Source organism: Streptomyces sp. SudanB182_2057 (assembly GCF_964272715.1).
In the GTDB taxonomy this organism is placed as follows: domain Bacteria; phylum Actinomycetota; class Actinomycetes; order Streptomycetales; family Streptomycetaceae; genus Streptomyces; species Streptomyces rubradiris.
Genome location: NZ_OZ186798.1, coordinates 3,055,613 through 3,080,319, shown reverse-complemented (window position 1 = coordinate 3,080,319; position 24,707 = coordinate 3,055,613). Strand labels below are relative to the sequence as shown.

At 74.1% G+C, this 24,707-nt stretch carries 13 protein-coding genes; 10 read left to right on the top strand and 3 right to left on the bottom strand.

Annotated elements, in window-relative coordinates:
* Position 1: 1 nt before the first annotated feature.
* The 7 genes from ACSURM_RS13070 to moeZ all read left to right on the top strand — a co-directional run bounded on the left by ACSURM_RS13070 (position 2) and on the right by moeZ (position 9,919).
* Entirely contained in the window at positions 2 to 1,054 is a 1,053-nt protein-coding gene (locus ACSURM_RS13070) for an ABC transporter permease (protein ID WP_436955162.1), read from the top strand.
* Positions 1,051 to 2,049 (top strand): ABC transporter permease, encoded by a 999-nt coding sequence (locus ACSURM_RS13065; protein ID WP_436955161.1) that lies wholly within the window; start codon positions 1,051 to 1,053, stop codon positions 2,047 to 2,049. Before ACSURM_RS13070 ends, ACSURM_RS13065 begins: the two co-directional genes overlap by 4 nt.
* Positions 2,046 to 3,638, top strand: coding sequence for a dipeptide ABC transporter ATP-binding protein (locus tag ACSURM_RS13060; protein WP_436955160.1), 1,593 nt, complete (start codon positions 2,046 to 2,048; stop codon positions 3,636 to 3,638). The genes ACSURM_RS13065 and ACSURM_RS13060 overlap by 4 nt, the downstream gene beginning before the upstream one ends.
* Positions 3,639 to 3,870: 232 nt before the next feature.
* Positions 3,871 to 5,553 carry a DUF3492 domain-containing protein gene (locus ACSURM_RS13055; RefSeq protein WP_436955159.1) on the top strand — a complete coding sequence of 561 codons (1,683 nt, stop codon included), beginning with the start codon at positions 3,871 to 3,873 and terminating at the stop codon, positions 5,551 to 5,553.
* 743 nt (positions 5,554 to 6,296) lie between these two features.
* Positions 6,297 to 7,433, top strand: a complete 1,137-nt coding sequence (locus ACSURM_RS13050) for a hypothetical protein (protein ID WP_436955158.1) — start codon at positions 6,297 to 6,299, stop codon at positions 7,431 to 7,433.
* A 188-nt stretch (positions 7,434 to 7,621) separates the two neighbouring features.
* The gene (locus tag ACSURM_RS13045; RefSeq protein WP_359040869.1) at positions 7,622 to 8,581 is read left to right on the top strand and encodes an NAD-dependent epimerase/dehydratase family protein; all 960 of its coding nucleotides are present in this window, start codon (positions 7,622 to 7,624) and stop codon (positions 8,579 to 8,581) included.
* Between the two features lie 159 nt (positions 8,582 to 8,740).
* Positions 8,741 to 9,919, top strand: coding sequence for an adenylyltransferase/sulfurtransferase MoeZ (gene moeZ, locus ACSURM_RS13040; protein ID WP_436955157.1), 1,179 nt, complete (start codon positions 8,741 to 8,743; stop codon positions 9,917 to 9,919).
* A 167-nt stretch (positions 9,920 to 10,086) separates the two neighbouring features.
* Here the strand turns inward: moeZ and ACSURM_RS13035 are convergent, their stop codons facing one another.
* The 3 genes from ACSURM_RS13035 to ACSURM_RS13025 form a co-directional block, all read right to left on the bottom strand.
* Positions 10,087 to 11,646 (bottom strand): alpha/beta hydrolase, encoded by a 1,560-nt coding sequence (locus tag ACSURM_RS13035; RefSeq protein WP_436955156.1) that lies wholly within the window; start codon positions 11,644 to 11,646, stop codon positions 10,087 to 10,089.
* Between the two features lie 134 nt (positions 11,647 to 11,780).
* A complete protein-coding gene (locus tag ACSURM_RS13030; protein WP_436955155.1) occupies positions 11,781 to 13,325 on the bottom strand; it encodes an alpha/beta hydrolase in 1,545 nt (514 codons plus the stop codon).
* Positions 13,326 to 13,533: 208 nt separating this feature from the next.
* On the bottom strand, positions 13,534 to 16,194 hold the full coding sequence (locus tag ACSURM_RS13025; protein ID WP_436961062.1) for a lysylphosphatidylglycerol synthase domain-containing protein: 2,661 nt from the start codon (positions 16,192 to 16,194) through the stop codon (positions 13,534 to 13,536).
* Positions 16,195 to 16,773: 579 nt separating this feature from the next.
* On the opposite strand from ACSURM_RS13025, the gene ACSURM_RS13020 reads away from it, so the two are divergent.
* The 3 genes from ACSURM_RS13020 (at position 16,774) to ACSURM_RS13010 (ending at position 24,669) form a co-directional block, all read left to right on the top strand.
* Positions 16,774 to 17,160, top strand: coding sequence for an MGMT family protein (locus ACSURM_RS13020; RefSeq protein ID WP_436955154.1), 387 nt, complete (start codon positions 16,774 to 16,776; stop codon positions 17,158 to 17,160).
* A gap of 320 nt (positions 17,161 to 17,480) precedes the next feature.
* Positions 17,481 to 20,927, top strand: coding sequence for an ATP-dependent helicase (locus ACSURM_RS13015; RefSeq protein WP_436955153.1), 3,447 nt, complete (start codon positions 17,481 to 17,483; stop codon positions 20,925 to 20,927).
* Positions 20,928 to 21,039: 112 nt separating this feature from the next.
* The gene (locus ACSURM_RS13010) at positions 21,040 to 24,669 is read left to right on the top strand and encodes a UvrD-helicase domain-containing protein (protein WP_436955152.1); all 3,630 of its coding nucleotides are present in this window, start codon (positions 21,040 to 21,042) and stop codon (positions 24,667 to 24,669) included.
* Positions 24,670 to 24,707: the final 38 nt, after the last annotated feature.

Below are 24,707 nucleotides of genomic sequence, written 5' to 3'. Positions count from 1 at the left end.
CGTGAGCGAGGCACTTGCCGCCGTCGGGACCGCCGGGACGGACACCACCGTCCCGGCGGTCCCGGGGGCCCGTCAGTTCTGGCGGCGGCTGCGGGCGCAGCGCGCCGCCCTCGTCGCCGCCGTCGTGGTCGCGCTGCTCTTCCTGGTCGCGCTCGCCGCGCCGCTGCTCACCGCCCTGGAGGGACAGGACCCCACCACCTACCACCCCGCCCTGATCGACTCCGCCCGCGGCGGCGTGCCCATCGGCTCCTTCGGCGGCGCGAGCGCCGACCACTGGCTGGGCGTCGAGCCGCAGACCGGACGCGACATGTTCGCCCGGCTCGTCTACGGCGCGCGGGTCTCCCTGGGCGTGTCGCTGGCGGCCATGCTGGTCCAGGTCGTCCTCGGCGTGGCCGTGGGCGTGGCCGCGGGGCTCGGCAACCGCTGGGTCGACCTGGTCCTGAGCCGGATCACCGACATCTTCGTGTCGCTCCCACTGATGATCATGGCGCTGGCCCTGCTGGCCGTCGTGCCCGACGGCTTCCCGCGGCCGGTCCTGGTCGCGCTGATCCTCTCGCTGGTCGCCGGATGGTCCACGATGGCGAAGATGGTGCGCGCGCAGACACTGGCCCTGAAGAACCTCGACTACGTCTCCGCCTCCCGGCTCAGCGGCTGGAGCACCTGGCGGACCGCCGTACGCGAACTCCTCCCGGGCCTCGCCGCACCGGTCATCACCTACGCCGCGCTGATGGTCCCGGCGAACATCAGCGCCGAGGCGGCCCTGTCCTTCCTCGGCGTCGGCGTGAAGCCGCCCACCCCCTCCTGGGGCCAGATGCTCACCAGCGCCGACGTCTGGTACCAGGCGGCCCCGCAGTACCTGCTGCTGCCCGCCCTCGCCCTGTTCGTCACCGTCTTCGCGATGACCGTCCTCGGCGACGGCGTCCGCGTCGCCCTCGACCCGCGCGCCGCCTCCCGGCTGCGCGTCGGCACCGGCCGCAAGCGGGAGGCCCGCGCCCAGGCGGCCGTACCGGCCACCGCGCCGCGGACCGCGCCGAAGAAGGAGGAGGGAGCGTGAACGGCTTCCCCGGTTTCGTCCTGCGCCGGCTCGCCGGTGCCGTGGTCACCCTGCTCGTGCTCTCGGTGATCATCTACGTGGTCTTCTACGTCACCCCCGGCAACGTCGCCCAGATCACCTGCGGCCCGCGCTGCTCCCCGGCCCAGGTCCACCAGGTGGCCCAGCAACTCCACCTCGACGACCCGCTGTACGTGCGCTACTGGCACTTCCTCCAGGGCGTCTTCGTGGGCCAGGACTACTCCACGGGCACCTCCGTGGAGCACTGCGCGGCGCCCTGCCTGGGCCAGTCGTACCAGACCGGCCGGGAGGTCACCGACATCATCTGGGCCAAGCTGCCGGTGAGCTTCTCGCTGGTGCTCGGCGCGATGGTGATCTGGCTGCTGCTCGGCGTCGGCACCGGCGTGCTGTCCGCCTGGCGGCGCGGCCGGCTCTCCGAGCGCGTGCTGACCGCGGTCACCCTCGCGGGCGTCGCCACCCCCGTCTTCGTCATCGGGCTGATCCTGATGATCGTCGTCTGCGGCGAACTCCGACTGCTGCCCTTCCCGCAGTACGTGGACTTCACCGACGACCCCGAACAGTGGGCGTGGAACCTGCTGCTGCCCTGGCTGTCCCTCGCCCTCATCGAGGCGGCCGGCTTCGCCCGGCTGACCCGGGCGTCGATGCTGGAGACGCTGGCCGAGGACCACATCCGCACCTTCCGCGCCTACGGCGTCGGCGAACGCGCGGTGATCGTCCGGCACGCGCTGCGCGGCGCGACGGCCTCCGTCATCGCGCTCAACGCGGTCACCGTCGGCTCGGCCGTCGGCGGCGCCGTCCTCACCGAGACCCTGTTCGGCCTGCCCGGCATCGGCCAGGAACTGGTGCGCGCGGTCAAGGTCGTCGACCTGCCGGTGGTCGTCGGCATGGTCCTGGTGACCGGCTTCTTCGTGGTCCTCGCCAACGCCGTCGCGGACGTCCTGTACGCGGTGGCCGACCGACGGGTGGTGCTCGCATGAGCCTGGTGGAAGTGACGGACCTGACCGTCGAGTTCGGGGCCCTGCGCGCCGTCGACGGGCTCTCCTTCAGCCTGGCGGAGGGCGCCGCCCTCGCCCTGGTCGGCGAGTCCGGCTCCGGCAAGTCCACGGTCGCGGGCGCCCTGCTGGGCCTGCACCGGGGCACCGGCGCCCGGGTCGGCGGCTCGGTCCGGGTGGCCGGCACCGACGTCCAGGCGGCCTCCGACGAGGAGCTGCGCCGGCTGCGCGGCGCCAAGGCGGCCATGGTCTTCCAGGACCCGCTGTCCTCGCTCGACCCGTACTACGCGATCGGCGACCAGATCGCCGAGGTCCACCGCGTGCACGCGCGCGTGACGCGCCGCGCCGCACGCGCGCGTGCCGTCGAGGTACTGGACCGGGTCGGCATCCCGGACGCGGCCCGGCGGGCCCGGTCCCGGCCGCACGAGTTCAGCGGCGGCATGCGCCAGCGCGCCCTCATCGCGATGGCCCTGGCCGGCGAGCCGGACCTGCTGATCGCCGACGAGCCGACCACCGCCCTCGACGTCACCGTCCAAGCCCAGATCCTCGACCTGGTGCACGCCCTGCGCGCGGAGACCGGCATGGGCCTGCTGCTCGTCACCCACGACGTGGGCGTGGCCGCCGAGAGCGCGGACGACATCCTCGTCATGCGGCACGGCAGAGCCGTCGAGCGCGGCCCGGTCGGCGCCGTCCTCGCCGCGCCCGCCGAGCCGTACACCCGCGAGCTGCTCGACGCCGTCCCGCGCGTGGACGCCCGCCGGACCGCTTCCCCGGCCACCGGCGAGGTCGTGCTGGAGGCGAACGGGGTGCGGCGCGAATTCGGGCGCGGCAAGCGGGCGTTCGCGGCCGTGGACGACGTCTCGGTGACCGTCCGGCGCGGGGAAACCCTCGGCGTGGTCGGCGAGAGCGGCAGCGGCAAGACCACGCTCGGCCGCATGCTGGTCGGGCTGCTGGCGCCGACCGCCGGCGGGATCCGCTACGAGGGGCGCCCGCACACCGGGGTGAACCCGGCCGTCCAGATGGTCTTCCAGGACCCCGTCTCCTCCCTCAACCCCCGACGCAGCGTCGGCGAGTCCATCGCCGACCCGCTCCGCGCGCGGGGCGAACGCGACGAGGAACGCATCCGGGGGCGCGTGTCGGACCTGCTGGAGCGCGTGGGGCTCGACCGGGCGCACTACGACCGCTACCCGCACGAGTTCAGCGGCGGCCAGCGCCAGCGCGTCGGCATCGCCCGCGCCCTCGCCGCCGAGCCGCGCGTCCTCGTCTGCGACGAGCCGGTCTCCGCGCTCGACGTCACCACCCAGGCCCAGGTGGTCGCCCTGCTCGGCGAACTCCAGCGGGAACTCGGCCTGGCGCTGGTCTTCATCGCGCACGACCTCGCCGTGGTCCGCCAGGTCAGCGACCGGGTCGCGGTGATGCGGCGCGGCCGACTCGTCGAGTACGGGCCCGCCGACCAGGTCTACGACAGCCCGCGCGAGCCGTACACCCAGCAGCTGCTGGCCGCCGTACCGGCGCTCGACCCGGAGCTGGCGGCCCGGCGGCGCGCCGCCCGGCGCGAACCGGCGGCGGCCTAGCGCCCGCTTTCGCGTCCGCTCGACGCTGTAACGTTTCGCGCTCGCGCGGTCACCCTGTGACGCATTAGCGCGGCCGAACGCGACCCGCACGCGAAAGTTACGAGCGTTCACCCCTTTTGGTGGTGCGACGGACAACCGTCCGTCGCACCACCGCCTCGTCCCCTTACGTTCGTCCCGCTGCGAGCCGCCGGCCCGACGGCGGCTCCCCAGACGGGAGACCGGGGGTGCACACGTGCGCATAGCGCTGCTTACCGAGGGTGGTCATCCGTATGTGAGCGGTGACGCCCGGCTCTGGTGCGAACGGCTGGTGCGCGGACTGGAGCAGCACGAGTTCGACCTCTACGCGCTCGGCCCCGGCCCGCACCAGGAGGCCGGTGGCCTCCCTGTCCCGCTGCCGCCGCAGGTGCGCCGGGTCCGTACGGCGCCGCCATGGCCGGCCGAGGGCCCCGGGTACGGCCGACGCGCCCGCCGACGCTTCGCCGAGTGCTACGAGGAGCTGGCCGGGGCGGTGTGCACGCGCGCCGGAGCCGCCGGGGCCCTGCCCGGGGCGGAGGCGCCGGGCACGCCCGGGAGCCTGACGGACCGTTTCGGCAGCGCGCTGTACGGACTCGCCGAACTCGCCCGGGAGAAGGGCGGACTGGCCGGCGCCCTGCGCTCGGACATCGCCGTACGCGCCCTGGAGCGAGCCTGCCGCGCTCCCCGCGCGCTGTGCGCGGCGCATGAGGCGCGGGTATCCGACCTGCTCACCATCGCCGCACACCTCGAACGCGCCCTGCGCCCCCTCTCGCTCGACTGGTACGACGACGACACCCTCGGCGCGGCCGACCTCTGCCACGCCACCACGGGCGGCCCGCCCGCCCTCTGCGGGCTGCTCGCCCGGCACTTCCGCGGTGTGCCGCTGCTCGTCACCGAGTACGCCGTGCACCTGCGCACGCACTACCTGACATCCGGCCCGCACACCGCCGCCCCCGCCGTACGCGCCGTCCTCGCCGCCTTCCACGGCCGGCTCACGGCCGAGGTCTACCGCGCGGCCGAACTCATCACCGCGGGCGACGCGCACGCGCGCCGCTGGCAGGAACGGTGCGGCGCCGACCGCGCCCGCATCCGCACGGTGTACCCCGGCACGGCGGCCGGACCATTCGCGGAGGCGGCCGAGCCGGCGCTCCGGACCGACCCGGGCACGCTGGTCTGGGCCGGGCCCGTCGGCCCGGGCAAGGACCTGGAGAACCTGCTGTACGCCTTCGCCGTGGTCCGCCGGGAGGAGCCCGAGGCACGCCTGCGCGTCCTGGGCACGCCGACCGGCCCCGAGGGCGCCGCCTGCCTCGGCCGCTGCCGGACGCTGGCCGCGCGGCTCTTCCCGGAAGCGGCGGAGGGAGACCACCCCGTCTCCTTCGAGGAGCCCGGCCCCCTGGAGGAGACGGCGGTGTCCGACGCGTACGCCGCCGGCGCGGTCGTCGTCCTCTCCGGAGGCGCGGAGGGCTTCCCGGCCGGCCTTGTCGAGGCCATGCTCAGCGGCCGGGCCACGGTGTCGACGGACGTCGGAGCGGTCGCGGAGGTCATCGGCGGCACGGGACTGGTCGTACCACCGCATGACTCCGAGGCGCTCGCGGAGGCGTGCGTGGCGTTGCTGCGCGACCCGGAGCGCCGTGCGCGCCTTGGTGCCGCCGCGCGCGCCCGGGCGCTGGAACTGTTCACCGTGGAGCGCAACACCATGGCTTTCCACGGCCTCTACCTGGAGATCGCCTCGCGCTGCCCGGTCCGCCGGGCAGCGCCGGACGAGCCCCGTCCCTTCGCGGCCCCCGCCGAGTCCCTCGTCCCCGGCCACTGGACCGGTCCGGAGGACCGCGCCCTGCCCCGCGGTGTCCCCGCGTGGGCCGCGGACAGCACCCAGCCATCGGCGGAGGAGGCACGATGAGAGACCCGGAGGGCCGGAGGCCCGGCAACGGACCGGGCCCGGACTCGGGCCTGACCGCCGAGTCCGCCGCCGGGCCTCAGGAGGGGCGCGGCACGCCGAGCACACCGGCCGCCGCGACGACGGACGACCCGGGTGAGGGCGCCCTGGCGGGGAGAGGGAGCGCGGGGAGAGACCTGGGGTGGACGGATCCGGCGTGGGCGGACGCGGCCCGGAGAGACCCAGACTTGGCGGGCCCGGCCTGGAGAGACCTGAACTCGGCGGGCCCGGCCTGGGCGGGTCCGGTCGGGAGCGGCTCGGCCTGGACGGACCCGGTGGGTTCGGACCGGCCGGGGATGCCGGGTGGCGCGGACCCGTGGGACGCGCGGTCGGGGGAGTGGGTGCCGACGGGGGAACTGTCGGGAGGCGGACGGTCGCGACGGTCGCCACGGGAGCGGCTGCCCGAAGGTCCGCCGCCCGTGGGCTCGGTGTCTGCGGGAGCGCTGTCTGAGGGTCTGCCGTCCGCGGGCTTGCTGTCCGAGGGTCCGCCGGCCGCGGGGCCGTCGCCTGCCGTGGGTCCGCCGTCCGTCGGTCCGCAGGGGACCGGGCCCGCCTTCGGCCCGTTGGCCGGTCCGGCCGGGACGGGTCCTGGGAGCGGTCCCTCGCCCTCGCCCTCGCCGTCACCCTTGCTGTCGGCGTCGGTGCCGTGGGCCGGGCTCGGTGGGCCGTCGCAGGGCGGGCGCGTTCCGTACGAGTCAGGGGACCCGGTGAAAGCCCTGCTGCACCGGCACCGGGAGCTGTGCGAGCGGGCCGTGGACCCGTTGGAGATCGCCGTGGGGCTGGAGGCGCAGGGCGTCACCGACCGGACCGCCGCCCGCTGCCGCCACCGTGACGTCTTCTCGCTCGCCGAGGAACTGCACGCGCGCGTGCCGCGCGACACCGAGCGGCCCTCCCCGGAACCCCAGCCGCTGCCGGTGCCCCGCGTCCGCGCCGGTTGGCTCCTGCTCACCCTCCTGCCCGGAGCGCTCGGCGCGGCCACGGTGGCCGGGCTGGGCCTCACCCACGGGACCCCCCGCCTGCTGGTGGCACTCGGCGGCCTTCTCGCCGTCGCCCTCGCCACCCGCGCGGCACTGCGCCACAGCCCGCTCGCCGGCCCGCCCGGCACGCGCGCGGGGAGTACCGCGCCGAATGCGCGCGTGGGGCGCATCCCGCCCGGCGCGCACGCGGGGCGCACCACCATCGGCACGCGCGTCTGGACGCTCTGGCTGCTCGGGTACGCCCTCCTCGGCGACGGCCTCCTGCACGCCGTACTGGCGGGCGGCCCCGACGCCCCGCCCACCGGCGCACCGGAAGGCCCCTGGCCCACGGCCACCGCGCCCGCCCTGGCCCTCCTGCTGGCCTGCGCTCCCGGGGCCTGGTGCGCCCACGTCCTCGCCGTCGGCGCCTACCGGGGGCTCACCGGCAGCCGGACCCTGAGGCAGTTCACGGCCGCCGTGACACCGCCGCTGCTCGGCGGGTACGCCCTCTTCCTGGCCGCCCTCGCCGCACTCCTCGGACTGTGCGGCACCGTCCTGCACCAGCCCGCGGCCTATCCGCAGGCCCTCACCCTGGGCGCCCTGCTGCTGTCCGCCCGCCTGCTGACCGCGCACCGCCACCGGCGCGCCCCCGCCCGCGCGCTGGGAGCCGCCGTGTTCCTGGAGGCGCTGGCGCTCGCGCTGCCGACGGTCGGACGGCTGCCGGGCTGCGCGTTCCTGGCGGTCCCGGTCCAGACCCTCGTGGACGCCGGGGGCGAGGCCGCCGTGCCGGTTCTCGCCTGCGGCACCGCGGCCACGGCCCTGCTGTGGCACGCCGGCCGCGCCCTCACCCGGGCCTCGGCCCACGCTCCCACGGGAGCACCCGAGTGAATCTCCCGCCCGCCGGCCCGACCCACTCGCCGCAGGCATTCGCACCATCCCTCTGAAGGAGAACACCAGATGACCACCTCCCGACCCGGAGCGTCCGGAGCCGCCGGAGCCGCCGGAGCGTCCGGAGCAGCCGCACGAGCCGTCGAAACGTCCGGTACCACCGGCGCGCACGCCCCGGGAGCCGCCCGATGAGGGTCCTGCTGATCGGAGCCAACGGATTCATCGGCCGCTTCGTCGCCGACCGCCTGCTCGCCGACCCGGCTGTCCAGCTCACCGCGCTCGGCCGCGGCGACGACGCCGACGTCCGCTTCGACCTCGCCACCGGCAGCCCGGGCGCGCTCACCCGCTTCCTGGACGCGGTGCACCCCGGGGTCGTCATCAACTGCGCCGGCGCGACCCGTGGCGGGGCCCGCGAACTCACCCGGCACAACACCGTCGCCGTGGCCACCGTCTGCGAGGCGCTGCGCCGCAGCGGCTGCGGCGCCCGCCTGGTGCAGATCGGCTGCGGCTCCGAGTACGGCCCCAGCCAGCCCGGCTCCTCCACGCCCGAGGACGCCGTGCCGCGCCCCGGCGGCCCCTACGGCGTCAGCAAGCTCGCCGCGACCGAACTGGTCCTCGGCTCCGGACTGGACGCGGTCGTCCTGCGCGTCTTCTCGCCGGCCGGTCCCGGCACCCCGGCCGGCTCCCCGCTCGGCCGGCTCGCCGAGGCCATGCGCCGCGCCATGCAGTCCGGCGACGGTGAGCTCAAGCTCGGCGGCCTCGGCGTCCAGCGCGACTTCGTGGACGTACGCGATGTCGCCCGGGCCGTGCACGCCGCCTCGCTCTCCGCCGCGCAAGGCGTGATCAACATCGGCTCCGGCCGTGCTGTCCGCCTCAGAGACGCCGCCGCCGTGCTCGCGCGCGTGGCCGGGTACGGCGGTGCCCTCCACGAACTGGACGCCCCGCCCGGGCCGCTGCGTACCGCCCTCGGGCACCCCCGCGCCGACGCCGACCACGCGCCCCCGGTGGCCTACCCCTACCCGGACGGCTGCGGCAGCTGGCAGCAGGCCGACGTACGCACCGCTCGCGACCGCCTCGGCTGGCGGCCCCGCATCAACCTCGAGGAGTCCCTGGCCGACATCTGGATGGAAGCGGCCTGCCGCATCTGACCACGGCCGGCGCCCGCGCGGACCGGCCCCTCGGGGACGGTGCCCGGCTGCTGGGACGCATCCGTCTCGCGCCTCGGAACGGGTGTCTCGGAATGAAGAAGGGCGTGGCAGTGTTACGAGGAGAACAACTGTAGTGATTGACCGACCAACGGAGTCCCCGTGTCGCTGCCACCCCTGGTCGAGCCGGCTTCCGAGCTCACCGTAGACGAGGTTCGCAGGTACTCCCGCCACCTGATCATCCCCGATGTGGGCATGGACGGGCAGAAGCGGCTGAAGAACGCCAAGGTGCTCTGTGTGGGCGCCGGCGGCCTGGGCTCGCCGGCGCTGATGTACCTGGCCGCCGCGGGCGTGGGCACCCTCGGCATCGTGGAGTTCGACGAGGTCGACGAGTCGAACCTGCAGCGCCAGATCATCCACAGCCAGTCGGACATCGGCCGCTCCAAGGCCGAGTCGGCCCGTGACACCGTCAAGGGCATCAACCCGTACGTGAACGTGGTCCTTCACGAGGAGCGGCTCGAAGCCGACAACGTGATGGACATCTTCAGTCAGTACGACCTGATCATCGACGGCACCGACAACTTCGCGACCCGCTACCTGGTCAACGACGCGTGCGTGCTGCTGAACAAGCCGTACGTGTGGGGCTCGATCTACCGCTTCGACGGCCAGGCGTCCGTCTTCTGGTCCGAGCACGGCCCCTGCTACCGCTGCCTGTACCCGGAGCCGCCGCCCCCCGGCATGGTCCCCTCCTGCGCCGAGGGCGGCGTGCTGGGCGTGCTGTGCGCGTCCGTCGGCTCCATCCAGGTCAACGAGGCGATCAAGCTCCTCGCCGGCATCGGTGACCCGCTGGTCGGCCGCCTGATGATCTACGACGCCCTGGAGATGCAGTACCGCCAGGTCAAGGTCCGCAAGGACCCGAACTGCGCGGTCTGCGGCGAGAACCCGACCGTCACCGAGCTGATCGACTACGAGGCCTTCTGCGGCGTCGTCTCCGAGGAGGCCCAGGCGGCGGCGATCGACTCCACGATCACTCCCAAGCAGCTCAAGGAGTGGATCGACGACGGCGAGAACATCCAGATCATCGATGTCCGCGAGCCGAACGAGTTCGAGATCGTCTCCATCCCGGGCGCCACGCTGATCCCGAAGAACGAGTTCCTCATGGGCACCGCCCTGGAGAGCCTCCCGCAGGACAAGAAGATCGTCTTGAACTGCAAGACGGGCGTCCGCAGTGCGGAAGTCCTCGCCGTCCTGAAGTCCGCCGGCTTCGCCGACGCGGTCCACGTCGGCGGCGGAGTCATCGGCTGGGTCAACCAGATCGAGCCGCAGAAGCCGGTCTACTGATCACCGCTTCCGCTTACCAGCGGGCCTGAGAAGCCCACGGCTCCGACCTGACCGGAGCCGTGGGCTTCTGTCGTCACCAGTCGTGTCGACGGCAGGTATGGCCCTGGCCCGAGGTTCGGGCCGTCGTGGGAAGGGCTGGAAGAGGCAGTAGTCGGTGCGGTACGGCGTTATGAGCAGACCTTGTTGTCCTTCGGTGGCGTTCCCTTCAGCAGATACGTGTTCACCGTCGTGTCGACGCAGTCGCTGCCGTTGCCGTACGCTCCGTGGCCCTCGCCCTTCCAGGTGAGTTGGATGCCTACTCCGCGGCCCAGTTCGTCGGCCATGTTGCGGGTGCCCTCGTAGGGGGTGGCCGGGTCGCCGGTGTTGCCGATCAGCAGGATGGGGGCAGCGCCGGGAGCGGCGACCTCTGGGGTGTCGTACTGGCCCGGCACCGGCCAGTCGTGGCACCAGCCCGCCGTGTCCCAGCCGAGGTAGGTCCCGAACACCGGGGAGATCCGCTCGAAGCGGGCCAGTCGGCGCTTGGCCTCGGCGGGTGCCGGCCGCTGCTTGTCGTCCAGGCACGAGATGACCCGCTGGGAGTGGGACGTGGTGCCGTATCGCCCGGAGGCGTTCCGCTCGTTGTACTCGTCGGCGAGCGCCAGCAGTCCGGAACCGTCGCCCTGCCGGACCGACTTGAGCGCGCTGGTCAGTTCGGGCCAGCTCGACTCGCTGTAGAGCGGGAGGATGATCCCGGTGGTCGCGAGGGTCTGGGTCAGTTTCCGCCCGGACGAGGCCGGCAGTGGTGCGGCGTCGAGCCGCTTCAGCAGGTCGGCTATCTCCCGCGCACCCCGCGCCGGGTCCTGGCCGGTGGACTCGAGGTAGTCGTCCAGGGCTCGCTGGAAGCCACGGGCCTGGTTCTCGGCGTGCCCGATCATGTCCGCGGCCGGGTCGACCACCGCGTCCAGGACCAGCCGGCCCACTCGCTTGGGGAACAGGTGGGCGTAGACACCGCCGAGTTCGGTGCCGTAGGACATGCCGAAGTAGTGCAGTCTGTCGTCGCCGAGGACCTGGCGCATCAGGTCCATGTCGCGTGCCGTGTCGGTGGTGGACACATGGGCCAGCAGCGCGCCGGCGGCCTTCTGGCAGCCCTTGCCGAAGTCGGCGGCATCCCGGAAGAACGCCTGCTCCTCGGCCGGGGTGTCCGGCGTGGCGTCCACGGTCTCGGCGGCCTGTATACCCCGGTCGTCGCGGCAGCGCACGCCCGCGCTCGCGCCCACGCCGCGCGGGTCCCAGCTCACCAGGTCGTAGCGCTCGTGGAGTTCGGAGACGGCGGAGGCGAAGTACGGCATCGCCGACACTCCCGAGCCGCCGGGGCCGCCGAAGTTGAACAGCAGCGAGCCGATGCGGTCGCCGCCGGTCGCCCGGGAGCGGATGAGGGAGACACCGATCGTCTTGCCGTCCGGATCGGACCAGTCCAGTGGCACCTTGAGCGTCGCGCACCGCCAGGCGCCGCCCGGTGCGGGGGAGCTACCGGTGGCCTCGCACCGGTGCCAGTCGAGCCGCTGGGAAGTGAGCGAGGCGGGAAGGGCCGTGGCGGACGGCGTGGCCGGGGAACCCGGTGCCGACGGGGGAGCGGAGCCGGTCGCCTTGCCCCCGTCGCCCTTTCCGTCCCCGCCGGACGAGCCGCCGCAGCCGGCCAGCAGCAGTCCTGCCGCCACCGCGGCCGTCCACCGTAGAAAACGCCTCATACGCACCCCCCGTAACAGGCCCGCCGCGTCGTGCCGCGCCGGTCGTCCAAGCCATGGTAGGCGTCTTGGGCCCGGTCCGTGGCGGCCTGTGGATAACGTTCTGACCTGTGGTTTCTCTCCGGTTCGGGGAGATGTCAGGAACAGACCAGGCCGGCTTTCGGCACCTTCCCGTCCAGCAGGTAGCCGTTCACCGCCCGCTGCACGCACTTGTTCTTGCTGTCGTAGGCCCCGTGCCCCTGGCCCTTGTATGTCAGCTCGACGCCGACGCCCTTGCCGAGCGCGTTCACCATCTTCTTCGCGCCCTCGTACGGGGTGGCCGGGTCGCCGGTGTTGCCGACGACGAGGATGGGCGCCGACCCCCGCGCGCTCACGTCGGGATGGTCGGCGGCGCCGGGCACCGGCCAGTCCGTACAGCTGATCATGCCCCAGGCCAGGTAGTCCCCGAACAGCTCGGACGCGGCGCGGAACCGGGGGAGTCGCCGCTGGACGTGGTCCACGGTGTACCGCGCCTTGTCGTCGGAGCAGTTGATGGCGGCGTTCGCCGCGGTCAGATTGCTGTACTCCCCGTTGTCGCTGCGGCCGTTCATCGAGTCGGACAGCAGCATGAGGATCCTGCCGTCGCCGTCGTATGCCTCCTCCAGCCCCTCGGTCAGGTACTCCCAGAAGTCCTTCGAGTACAGGGACTGCGCGATGCCGTTGGTGGCGGCGGTCTGGGTCAGCTCGCGCGGGGAGATGCCCGGGATGGGCTTCTTCTCCAGGTCGGCGAGCAGTCGCGCGATGCGTTCCTTCACCTCCTGCGGGGTGTCGCCGATCGGGCATTCCGTGGTCTTGGAGGTGCAGTCCTCGGCGAAGTTGTCCAGGGCGAGCTGGAAGCCCTTCGCCTGGCCCAGCGCGCTCTGTTCGGCGTTCTGGGTGGGGTCGACGACGGCGTCGAAGACGGCCCGGCCGACGTTCTTGGGGAACAGGTGGGCGTAGACGCCGCCGAGTTCGGTGCCGTAGGAGATGCCGAAGTAGTGCAGTTTGCGGTCGCCGAGGATCTGGCGCATCAGGTCCATGTCGCGGGCCGCGTCGGTGGTGCGTACATGCGGCAGGATCTTCCGGGAGTTCCGCTCGCAGGCCGCGTTGAACTGCCGGGTGCGCCGCAGCAGCTCGGTGCGTTCGGCGCCGTCGTCCGGGGTGGCGTCCTGCTGGAAGAACTCGTCCAGCCGGGCGTCGCTCTCGCACTTCACCGGCGCGCTGCGGCCGACTCCGCGCGGGTCGAAGCTGACCAGGTCGTAGCGGGTGCCCAGGGTCGCGTAGTCCGGGCCGAACGCGGGCAGCGTGGTGACGCCGCTGCCGCCGGGGCCGCCGAAGTTGAACACCAGCGAGCCGATCCGGCGGTCTGCGGGGCCGTCGGCCCGGGCGCGGATCAGGGCGATGCCGATCGTGTCGCCCTCGGGCTCGGCCCAGTCCAGCGGCGCCTTCATGGTGGCGCACTGCCACTCGGTGCCGTTCGGCAGCGGCGAGGGGGCGCTGCCGCCGCCCTCCGCCTCGGACGGGGCCGGGCAGTCCTTCCAGTCCAGCCGCTGGTGGGTGAGATCCCCGTCCTCGGAGTCGTCGCCGCAGCCGGTGAGCGCGGCGAAGAGCAGCACAGCGGAGGTGGTCAGCGCGGTGGCGCGCAGCCGGGAGGGGTTCGCCATGCTCCCCATCGTGAGCGTGCGCACGCCGGCTCGCGCGGGGCGCGGGCCGTCCGGGCTACATCACCGGGCGCTCAAAGGACTCCCTCTCGGGCCTCAGAGCTGCTTCCTCTCGGGCCTCAGAGCCGCTCCCTCACGGATCTCAGACGCTCCCTCGCGGGGCTCGGAGAGCCGCCCTTCTATGGGTCACAGAAGGCTCCCCCTACGGGTCTCAGAGCGCTCCCTTGCGGGTGAGGTGGTTGAAGGCCAGCCAGCCCGGCAGCACCGGCAGCCACAGGGTCAGCAGCCGGAACAGCAGGACGGCCGGGGCGGCGACCTCCTTGGGCAGGCCCACGGCGATCAGACCGACCGTCAGGGTCGCCTCGACCGCGCCGACGCCACCGGGGGTGGGGGCCGCGGAACCGAGCGCGTTGCCGGCGAGGAAGACGACGGCGACGCTGGCGATGCTCAGCGACACCGAGCCGTCGCCGAACGCCCGGATGGAGGCGTCCAGGCACATCACGAAGCAGGCGGTCAGCAGCAGCATGCCGCCGATGCCGGTGATGAGCTTCTGGGGCCGCTGGAGCACGTCGAGCATGCGCGGTACGACACCGGCGAACAGCGACCTCACGCGCGTGACGACGAATTTCCGCATGAACGGCACCGACGTGACCACGAGGACCAGGACGGCCACGGTCAGCAGGCCCGCGATGACCGTGCGGGACGGCGACAGCGACGGCGTCTTCTCGGTGCCCGTCAGATAGCCGAAGGACAGCAACATCAGGATGTGGCAGCCGAGCCCGAACAGCTGCGAGGCGCCGACACTCGCCACCGCGAGCCCCGGGCGCACGCCCGCGCGCTGGAGGAACCGCGTGTTGAGGGCCACCCCGCCGACCGCGGCCGGTGCCACGATCTTCACGAACGATCCGGCGACCTGCGCCGCCACGGTCCGCGGGAACGGCACCCGTTCCGGTACGAACCCCAGCAGCGACATCGCCGCGGCGACGTAACTGAGCGCGGAGAACAGCACCGCGGCGGCCACCCAGCCCCACTGGGCCTTCGCGAACAGCGTGCCGAACTCGATGTGGGTCAGCTGCGACAGCAGGAAGTACGCGCCGATCGCGCCGGCGATGAAGCTGATCAGCGTGCGCGGCCGGATCCGCTCCAGGCGGGCCGGCTCCACGGGTGCCTGGGGCCTGATCCGCAACACCTGGTGCCGGATCTGGGTGAGCAGGTCCTCCTCGCGGGCTTCCTCCAGGGCCTCGTCGATGGCGCGTTTCTCCGCGCGCTGCTCGGCCCGTACCGCCTTCTTGTCAGGCTTTTCGGCGGCTGTCCCGGCCGTCCCGGACGCTTCTTCCAGACGGGCCAGCTTGGCCTGGCGGGAGGCTTCCAGTACCGCCTCGCGCTCGCGCTGGGCCCGCTCCCGGGCCAGCCGGCGCAGTGTCGCGCGCGTGGAGCGCGTCAGCGCGATCGGCTGGAGCATCGGCAGGCAGTCGGCGACCGCGTCCGGCCCGAGCACGCCGACCGCCGAGGCCACGGCGCGCTCGGCGCCGACCCGCAGGCCGAGCGTGGTGACCAGCTGGGCGACGTCCATGCGCAGCAGCAGTTCCCCGGCCGCGATCTCGCCGCCGCGCAGGTCGGTGAGGATCACCCTGCCGGAACGATCCACCAGAATCGCGTCACCGGCCAGCCTGCGGTGCGCGATGCGGCGGGACTGGAGCGCCCGTACCTGGTGCCAGGTGTTGCGCAGCAGCTCGTCGGTGATCTCCTCGCCGGCCAGCGAGTCGAGGGTGCGGCCCCCGGTGTGCTCGTAGACGAGCATCACCGCGTCGGGGCCGAGTTCGGAGGTGGCGATCAGCTTCGGCGCGTTGGCGCCGGCCGCGATCGCCGCGTACGCCAGCAGCGCCTCCTGCTCCAGCGCCTGGCGCAGCGACTGGAGACTGGAGCGGGTGGCGAAGCCGCGCAGGGTCAGATTGCGCCACGCGCGGTAGAAGAACCCCTGCGCCTGCTGTTCCCGGTCGACGACCGTGACGTCCAGCGGCGGGCCGTCCTCCAGGGCGACGAAATAGCGCCGGCCCCGGTCACCGCTCTCGGACTCCGAGGCGTCCTCCCGGGAGGCGCTGACGGGGCGGAAGCCGACGTGCCGGAGGCCCGCCATCAGGGTCTGGCCGGTGGGGCGGACGTTGGGGGAGCCGACCGCGTAGAGGGTGCCGTAGGCGACGGACCAGCCGATCAGCACCGTGAGGAAGATCGAGAAGGGCGTCGTGTAGCCCGTGACCAGCATCGAGAACGCGTCGAGCAGCAGCACGATCCACAGCACCGCGCGCCATCTGGGCCTGCGGGACATGCCGACGGCCGACATGTAGGCGATCACGGGCGCCAGATAACCGTGCACCGGGTCGGTCAGGGCGTGGACGTCGCCCGGCGAGGGCTGGGTGAGCGCCTCCTGGATCGAGTCCGGGGCGGCCCGGGCGACCCACAGGTCGGTGGCGAGGGTCACTCCGTGGGCCAGGACGGCGGCCAGGACGCCGTCGGCGATCCGCAGGCCGTCGCGTTTGACCAGCCGTTCGATGGCGAAGGCGACCGGCACCAGCAGGATCGCGATGCTGGACGCCAGCCCCGCGATCTTGATCAGCAGGTCCGGGGCCTGTCCGGTGCCCTTGTTGATGTCCTGTTCGAAGCCCGAGGTGGTGCCGTGCGCGAACGCGGCGATCGCGAGGAGCACCACGATGGCCAGGACGCCCACCAGGAGCCGCATGAGGTCGGAGGGGCGGTGCACGCGCGCGGGGAGCAGCGGTTCGTCGACCGCCACCCGCTCGGCGTGCGGGTCGTCGTCGTACGGCGGGTGATCCGGGGGGGTGTGCTCCGCGCCGGGCGCCCCCTCGGGGGTCATGTCGCCTTCGCGCGCGCGTGTGACGGAGTCCTCACCGACTGCGGACGCGCCCGCACGCGCGCGCGTGCCGTCGTTTTCCTCGCTTGAGGCGTCGTCGCCTGTGCCGTCGTCCTCGCCTGAGGCGTCGTCGGGCGTGCCGCCGGCCTGGGGCGCGCTGTCGTCCTCACGCGCGCCGTCGTTCCCAGGCGGGCCGGTGTCCTTGGCCGCGCTGTCGTCGCCGCGTACGGCGTCGTCAGCCGCGCCGGCGCCCTCGCGTACGGCGTTGTTCTCGGGCGGACCGGTGTCCTCGCGCCGCGCGCCGGTGCCGGCGTCGCCCGTGCGGGACGCGTCCGGGTGCGCGGAGGCGTCAGGGGTGCCCGCCGCTCTTTCGGGGTGCGCGCCCTGCTCGTTCATGGTCTCTTCTTGGTCTCGTATCACCAGTCACCGCCCGCACGATGGTGGCATGCCCCACCGGCACACCGGGGCATCAGGGTGCGGATGCGCGGGCGCACAGTCTGCCCGAAGCGCCGCCCGGGGGCGAGGGCGCCGTGCGCCCCGCACCCCGCCGGGGTGCCGGAGCGGTGCGGCAGGATGGGGTGGATGAGCGAGCAGAGCCCTCCCGAAGACGCCCGCGCCGGGCACCCGGACGCACTGCCCGAGTACGCCGAGCGGGTCCTGGAGGTCGCCGAGGGGATCCCGCCGGGCCGGGTCATGACCTACGGCGACGTCGCCGAGTGGCTGGAGGAGGGCGGCCCGCGCCAGGTCGGCCGGGTGATGGCCCTCTACGGGGGCGCCGTTCCGTGGTGGCGGGTCGTACGCGCCGACGGCGTGCTGCTGCCCGGACACGAACTGCGCGCGCTGGCGCACTACCGCGCGGAGGGCACCCCGCTGAAGGAGGCGGGCAGAACCACACAGGGTCATCTGCCGCGGCTCGACATGCGACGGGCCCGCTGGGACGGTGGCGCGGACGCGGAGGGTCACACCTGACAGCTTCCGCCATCGGATGCCGCCAGGGCAGACCCGTGGCCCGTTCGGGTGACATCGGGGACGTCTGTGGCATGCCGTACGTTCGTGAGGGGTGGGATACGCGTGGCCCGAGCGTCCGGCGGGGTGACCCAAGCACCCAGCGGCACGACTCGAGCACCCAGCCGGATGACCCGAGTGCCCGCCGGGACGGATCGGAAGCCCTGCTTCCGCCCGGAGCGGCACCCTGGCGCCGGCGCCACGTGTCCCCCTCACCCCGCGGTCACTGCCACGCGCGCGTGACCGCCCGCCCGCCAGCACAACCACCAGGACCGGCCGATCACGTGAGCTCCTCTTCGTCCACCAGGCGCCTGTCGTACCCCTCGGTGCGACAGGGGAGGCGTGGCGCCTACCGACTGGTCCGTACCCCGCCGCCCGTCGCGGATCCCCCTCGTCTGGACGCGGCCCAGCGCGCCGTGGTTGACCACTGCGGCGGCCCGCTGCTCGTCCTGGCCGGTCCCGGCACCGGAAAGACCACCACCCTCGTGGAGTCCGTGGCGGCCCGGATCGCCCGGGGCGGCGACCCCGCGCGGATCCTGGTGCTCACGTTCAGCCGCAAGGCCGCCGTCGACCTGCGCGACCGCATGGCCCTGCGCATGGGCGCCGCCCGCGCGCCCAGGGCGACCACGTTCCACTCCTACTGCTACGCCCTGGTCCGCGCCCACCAGGACAGCGACCGGTTCACCACGCCGCTGCGCCTGCTGTCCGGCCCCGAGCAGGACGTCACCGTCCGCGAGCTGCTCGCCGGGCAGCCGGACCTGGAGCGGCTCGGCCTGACCCATGTGCGCTGGCCGGACGAACTGCGCGCCTGCCTGACCACGCGGGGCTTCGCCGACGAGGTCCGCGCCGTCCTCGCCCGCACCCGCGAGCTGGGCCTCGGCCCGGAGGCCCTGGACGCCTTCGCGGGCCGCATCGGCCGCCCCGACTGGCGGGCCGCCGCCGCGTTCCTCGCCGAGTACCTCGACACCCTCGACCTCCAGGGCGTGATCGACTACGCGGAACTGGTCCACCGCGCGGTCCTGCTCGCCCGCCGCCCGGAGACCGCCGCCCGGCTCGCGGCCCAGTACGACGCGGTGTACGTCGACGAGTACCAGGACACCGACCCCGCGCAGGTCCGGCTCCTGCACGCGCTGGCCGGCCAGGGGCGCACCCTCGTCGCGTTCGGCGACCCCGACCAGTCGATCTACGCCTTCCGGGGCGCCGACGTGAACGGCATCCTCGACTTCCCGGCCGCCTTCCCGCGCGCGGACGGCCGTCCGGCCCCCGTCGAGGTGCTGCGCACGTCCCGCCGCTCCGGCGCCGCCCTGCTGGCCGCGACCCGCCTGATCACCCGGCGCATGCCGCTGACCCGGCTGCCCGCGGACAAGGTCCGCGCCCACCGCGAACCGGCCCCCGTACGGGAGGGCGGCCGGGTCGAGGTCCACACGTACCCGACAGCCGGCGCCGAACTGGACAACATCGCCGACATCCTGCGCCGCGCGCACCTGGAGGACGGCGTCCCCTGGAGCGACATGGCCGTCCTGGTACGTGCCGGTTCCCGCAGCCTGCCGAGCCTCCGCCGGGCCCTCACCGCGGCCGGTGTCCCCGTGGACATCGACGGTGACGACCTGCCGCTGCGGCACGAACCGGCGGTGGCGCCGCTGCTCACGGCCCTGCGCGCGGTCGCCACGGCGGAGGCGCGGCAGCGGGCGGAGCGGCCGGCCGACGGCTTGCCGGAGAGCGGACGTACGGGGGAGGACGAGCGTACGGACGGGAGCGCGTCGGCCACTGAAGAGGAGGAAGCCGGCGAGAGCGCGGCGGCGGCCGGACGCACCGGAGAACAGGGCACCGACGCCGCCGAACCGGCCCAGGGCGCCCCCTGGCTCGACACCGAGACCGCCCTCACCCTGCTCACCTCCCCGCTCGGCGGCATGGACGCGGCCGACCTGCGCCGCCTGGGCCGGGCCCTGCGCGAGGAGGAGCGCGCCGCCGGCAACCCGCTGCCGCCGCCCTCCGACGAGCTGCTCACGCGGGCGCTCGCCGAGCCCGAGCGCCTGGCCGTGCACGACCCGGCGTACGCGCGCGGGGCGCAGCGACTCGGCGCGCTGCTGCGCAAGGCCCGCGAACGCCTCGCGGGCGGCGGCACCGCCGAGGAGGCGCTGTGGGTCCTGTGGGAGGGCACGCCGTGGCCCGGGCGCCTGGAGCGGGCCGCCCGGCGTGGCGGCGCGGCCGGCCGGAACGCCGACCGGGACCTGGACGCCGTGTGCGCGCTGTTCGCCACCGCCGCGCGCGCGGAGGAGCGCACCGGCGGCCGGGGCGCCCTGAACTTCCTGGCGGAGATCGAGGCCGAGGACATCGCCGCCGACACGCTCACGCGCCGCGCGATACGCCCCGACGCCGTCCGCGTGATGACCGCGCACCGCTCCAAGGGCCTGGAGTGGCGGCTGGTCGTCGTCGCCGGCGTCCAGGAGGGCCTGTGGCCCGACCTGCGGCGCCGCGGCTCGCTGCTGGAAGCCGACCGCATCGGCCGCGACGGCCTCGCCGAGCCGCTGCCCCCGGGCGCGCTGCTCGCCGAGGAGCGCCGGCTGTTCTACGTCGCCGCCACGCGCGCGCGTGACCGACTCGTCGTCACCGCCGTGAAGGCCCCGGCCGACGACGGCGACCAGCCGTCCCGGTTCCTGACCGAGCTGGGCGTCGAGCCCAAGGACGTCACCGGGCGCCCCCGCCGCCCGCTGTCCGTCGCCGCGCTCGTCGCCGAGCTGCGCGCCACCACGGTCGACCCGCGCGCGTCCGCCGCGCTGCGCGAGGCCGCCGCCCGCCGCCTGGCCCGGCTCGCCGCGCTCGCCGACGAGGACGGCCGTCCGCTGGTGCCGTCCGCGCACCCCTACCGCTGGTGGGGCATGTACGAGCCGACCGAGAGCAAGGTGCCGCTGCGCCACCGGGACCAGCCCGTGGTGCTCTCCGGCAGCGCCCTCGACCAGCTCGCCAACACCTGCGCGCTCCAGTGGTTCCTCGGCCGCGAGGTGAAGGCCGACGCCCCCGCCACCACCGCGCAGGGCTTCGGAAACGTCATGCACGTCCTCGCCGACGAGGTCGCCTCCGGCCGTACCCCCGCCGACCTCGACGTCCTCATGGAGCGCCTGGACTCGGTGTGGAACGCGCTCGCCTTCGACGCGCCCTGGAAGTCGCGGCAGGAGAAGGAGCACGCGCGCGTGGCGCTCGAACGCTTCCTGAGCTGGCATGTGCTGGACCGGGCCGGCCGTACCCCGGTGGCCAGCGAACAGGACTTCGACGTCACCCTCGAAGCGGGCGACTACCAGGTCCGCATCCGCGGTCAGATGGACCGCGTGGAGAAGGACGCCGCGGGCCGGGCCTACGTCGTCGACTTCAAGACCGGCAAGCAGGCGCCCACCGCGCGCGAGGTGGAGCACCACCCCCAGCTCGCCGTCTACCAGCTCGCGATCCGGGAAGGCGCCGTCGACACCGCCTTCGACGGCGCCCGCCCCGAACCGGGCGGCGCCGAACTGGTCCACCTCCGCCAGGGCGCCGCCAAGCGCGACGGAGGCGACAGCCTGCCCAAGGTGCAGACGCAGGAGCCGACGGCGCAGGAGTGGGTCGGCGAGCTGCTGGCCACGGCCGCCGGCAAGGTCCTCGACGAGCGGTTCACCCCCAGCGCCGGCCAGCACTGCGCACACTGCGCCTTCCGCGCCTCGTGCAGCGCGCGCCCGGAGGGCCGGCACGTCGTGGAGTGAGCCGCCGCGGCAGGAGTGACGCACCCCACCACCCGCGCTGACCTGCGCTTCTTCCACCCCGGGCGGCCGATCGGCGCCCGATTGTCAGTCCCCGCCGCTAGCCTCTTTCGACATGTCCGCCCCTCTCACCGACCCCGAGCAGCTCAAGGAGCTCCTCGGCATCCCGTTCACCCCGGAGCAGACGGCCTGCATCACCGCGCCGCCCGCCCCGCAGGTGATCGTGGCCGGCGCCGGGTCGGGCAAGACCACCGTGATGGCGGCCCGCGTGGTCTGGCTGGTCGGCACCGGACAGGTCGCCCCCGAGCAGGTCCTCGGCCTGACCTTCACCAACAAGGCCGCGGGCGAGCTGGCCGAGCGCGTCCGCAAGGCGCTGATCAAGGCCGGGGTCACCGACGCCGACTCCGTGGACCCCGACAACCCGCCGGGCGAGCCGGTCATCTCGACGTACCACGCCTTCGCCTGCCGGCTGCTCACCGACCACGGCCTGCGCATCGGCCTGGAGCCCAGCTCCCGGCTGCTCGCCGACGCCACCCGCTACCAGCTCGCCGCGCGCGTGCTGCGCGAGGCCCCGGGACCGTACCCGGCACTGACCCGCTCCTTCGCCGACCTGGTCAGCGACCTGCTCGCCCTCGACTCCGAACTCGCCGAACACCTCGTCGACCCCGAGGAACTGCGCGCCTGGGACGCCGGTCTGCTGCGCACCCTGGAGGGCGCCAAGCTCACCAACGCCGACCTGCGCAAGGTTCCGGAGACGGCCGCCGCCCGCCGGGAGCTCGCCGACCTCGTCCAGCGCTACCGAGCCGAGAAACGACGGCGGGACCTGCTCGACTTCGGCGACCAGATCGCCCTGTCGGCCCGCCTCGCCCGCGTCCCCGAGGTGGGCCGCCTGCTGCGCGAGGAGTTCCGCGTGGTCCTCCTGGACGAGTACCAGGACACCTCCGTGGCCCAGCGCGTCCTGCTGGCCGGCCTGTTCGGCGGCGGCACCGGCCACCCGGTCACCGCCGTCGGCGACCCCTGCCAGGCCATCTACGGCTGGCGCGGCGCCTCCGTCGCCAACCTGGACGACTTCCCCGACCACTTCCCGGGCGCCGACGGCCGGCCCGCCGCCCGGCAGGCGCTCAGCGAGAACCGCCGCAGCGGCGGGCGCCTGCTCGACCTCGCCAACGGCCTCGCCGCGCCCCTGCGCGCCATGCACGCGGGCGTGGAGGCCCTCCGCCCTGCGCCCGGCGCCGAGTACGACGGCACGGTCCGCTGCGCCCTGCTGCCCACCCACGCCGAGGAGATCGACTGGATCGCCGACTCCCTCGCCCACCTGGTGCGCACCGGCACGCCACCCGGCGAGATCGCCGTCCTGTGCCGGACCGCGACCGACTTCGCCGAGATCCAGGGGGCCCTCGTCGCCCGGGACATCCCCGTCGAGGTGGTCGGCCTGTCCGGGCTGCTGCACCTGCCCGAGATCGCCGACCTCGTCGCCGTCTGCGAGGTCCTGCAGGACCCCGGCGCCAACGCCGCCCTGGTGCGCCTGCTGACCGGGCCGCGCTGGCGCATCGGCCCCCGCGACCTCGCCCTGCTGGGCCGCCGGGCCCGCCTGCTGGTCGCCCACGCGCGCGTGGACGCCGCCGACGACCCCGACCGCCGGCTCGCGGCGGCCGTCGAGGGCGTCGACCCGGCCGAGGTGATATCGCTCGCCGACGCCCTGGACACCTTCCTGGAAACCCCGGCCGAGGACTACGGGGACGACGACGGCCTGCCGTTCTCGGCGGACGCGCGCGTGCGCTTCGCCCATCTCGCCGCCGAGCTGCGCGACCTGCGCCGCTCGCTGTCCGACCCGCTGATGGACGTCCTGCACCGCGTCCTCGCGGTCACCGGCCTCGAAGTGGAGCTGTCGGCGTCACCGCACGCGCTGGCCGCCCGGCGCCGCGAGACCCTGTCCAACTTCCTGGACGTCGCCGCGTCCTTCGCCGCGAGCGACGGCGAGGCCACCCTGCTGGCCTTCCTCGGCTTCCTGCGCACCGCCGCCCAGTACGAGAAGGGCCTCGACAACGCGCTGCCCGGCGGCGAGAACACCGTCAAGGTGCTCACCGCGCACAAGTCCAAGGGCCTGGAGTGGGACGTCGTGGCCGTCCCCGGACTCGTCACCGGCACCTTCCCCAGCGCCCAGGGCCGCGAGAAGTGGACCGCACAGGCCAAGGTGCTGCCGCACGCCCTGCGCGGCGACACCGACACCTTGCCCGACGTCGACAGCTGGGACGCGCGCGGCATGAAGTCCTTCCACGAGGCCATGAAGGACCACCAGCACACCGAGGAACTGCGTCTCGGCTACGTCACCTTCACCCGCCCCCGCTCGCTCCTGCTCGGCTCCGGCCACTGGTGGGGACCCAGCCAGAAGAAGAAGCGCGGCCCCTCCGACTTCCTGACGGCCCTGTACGACCACTGCGCCGCCGGGTACGGCGAGATCGAGGCGTGGGCGGAGGAGCCCGCCGAGGACGCGGAGAACCCGGCCCTGCACACGGCCGGCACCGACCAGGTGTGGCCGCTCCCGCTGGACGCCGACGCGCTGGCCCGCCGTCACGCCGCCGCCCGGACCGTCCGCGCCCACCTGGACGCCCTCGCGGCCGGCCCCGAGGGCCCCGGCCCGGCCCGGCACGACCCCGCGGGCGACGAACACCCGGACTGGCCCGCACCACCGGACGACGACCCGTACGACGACCTGTACGGCGAGGAGCCGTACGAGGACCCCTACGGCGACCCTTACGACAGTGATCCGTACGAGGACACTCCCCACGAAGAGGACCTGCCGCCGTACGGTCGCGAGCCCGACGGCGAAGAGCCCTACGGTCACGAGCCCGACGGCGAAGGGCCCTACGGCCACGAGCCCGCCGACGGGAGGCGCGAGGCACTCCCGGCCGGCACCCCCGCCCAAGCCGACGCCCCCGCCCACGCCCCGGACCGCCCCACCGGTCTGGTCCCGCACCAGGTGTCCGCCCCGCAGGACGGACCCCGCACCGCCGCGCCGCGGCCCGGCACCGGGCTCACCCCGGAGGAGGCCCGCACCGTCGCCTCCTGGGACCGTGACCTGGACGCGCTCACCGGAGAGCTGCTGCGCGCCCGGCAGGCCGTCACCGAGGTCCCCCTGCCCGCCGCGCTCACCGCGTCCCAGCTGCTGCGGCTCGCCGAGGACCCCGACGGGCTCGCACAGGAACTCGCGCGCCCCATGCCGCGCCCCCCGCAACCCGCCGCACGCCGGGGCACCCGGTTCCACGCCTGGGTCGAGTCCCGTTTCGAGGAGCTGACCCTGCCCCTGCTGGAACCGGACGAGTTGCCCGGCGGCGACGCCGAGATCGCCGACGAACGCGACCTCGAAGCCCTGAAGGAGGCATTCGAACGCACCGAGTACGCCCGGCGCACGCCCTACCGGGTGGAAGCCCCCTTCCAGATCACCCTGGCCGGCCGCGTCATCCGGGGCCGCATCGACGCCGTCTACAGAGACGGCGACGGCGACGAGGCGACGTACGAGATCCTCGACTGGAAGACCGGCCGCACCCGCACCGCCGACCCGCTCCAGCTCGCCGTGTACCGCCTCGGCTGGGCCGAGCAGCAGGGCGTCCCGCCCGAGTCGGTCACGGCCGCCTTCCTGTACGTGCGCACCGGCGAGGTCGTACGCCCCGAGGGCCTGCCGGACCGGGCCGCGCTGGAGCGCTTGCTCACGGGTGAGACGGAGAGCACACGGGAGGCGACCTGAGTGTGACGAACCGCCCGCCGAGGTTGTCGGTGCGGGCC

Coding starts and splice junctions, on each gene's coding strand:
- ACSURM_RS13060 (WP_436955160.1), top strand. CDS start 2,046: ATGAGCCTGGTGGAAGTGACGGACCTGACCGTCGAGTTCGGGGCCCTG.
- ACSURM_RS13045 (WP_359040869.1), top strand. CDS start 7,622: ATGAGGGTCCTGCTGATCGGAGCCAACGGATTCATCGGCCGCTTCGTC.
- ACSURM_RS13035 (WP_436955156.1), bottom strand. CDS start 11,646: ATGAGGCGTTTTCTACGGTGGACGGCCGCGGTGGCGGCAGGACTGCTG.
- ACSURM_RS13030 (WP_436955155.1), bottom strand. CDS start 13,325: ATGGCGAACCCCTCCCGGCTGCGCGCCACCGCGCTGACCACCTCCGCT.
- ACSURM_RS13025 (WP_436961062.1), bottom strand. CDS start 16,194: ATGACCCCCGAGGGGGCGCCCGGCGCGGAGCACACCCCCCCGGATCAC.
- ACSURM_RS13020 (WP_436955154.1), top strand. CDS start 16,774: ATGAGCGAGCAGAGCCCTCCCGAAGACGCCCGCGCCGGGCACCCGGAC.
- ACSURM_RS13010 (WP_436955152.1), top strand. CDS start 21,040: ATGTCCGCCCCTCTCACCGACCCCGAGCAGCTCAAGGAGCTCCTCGGC.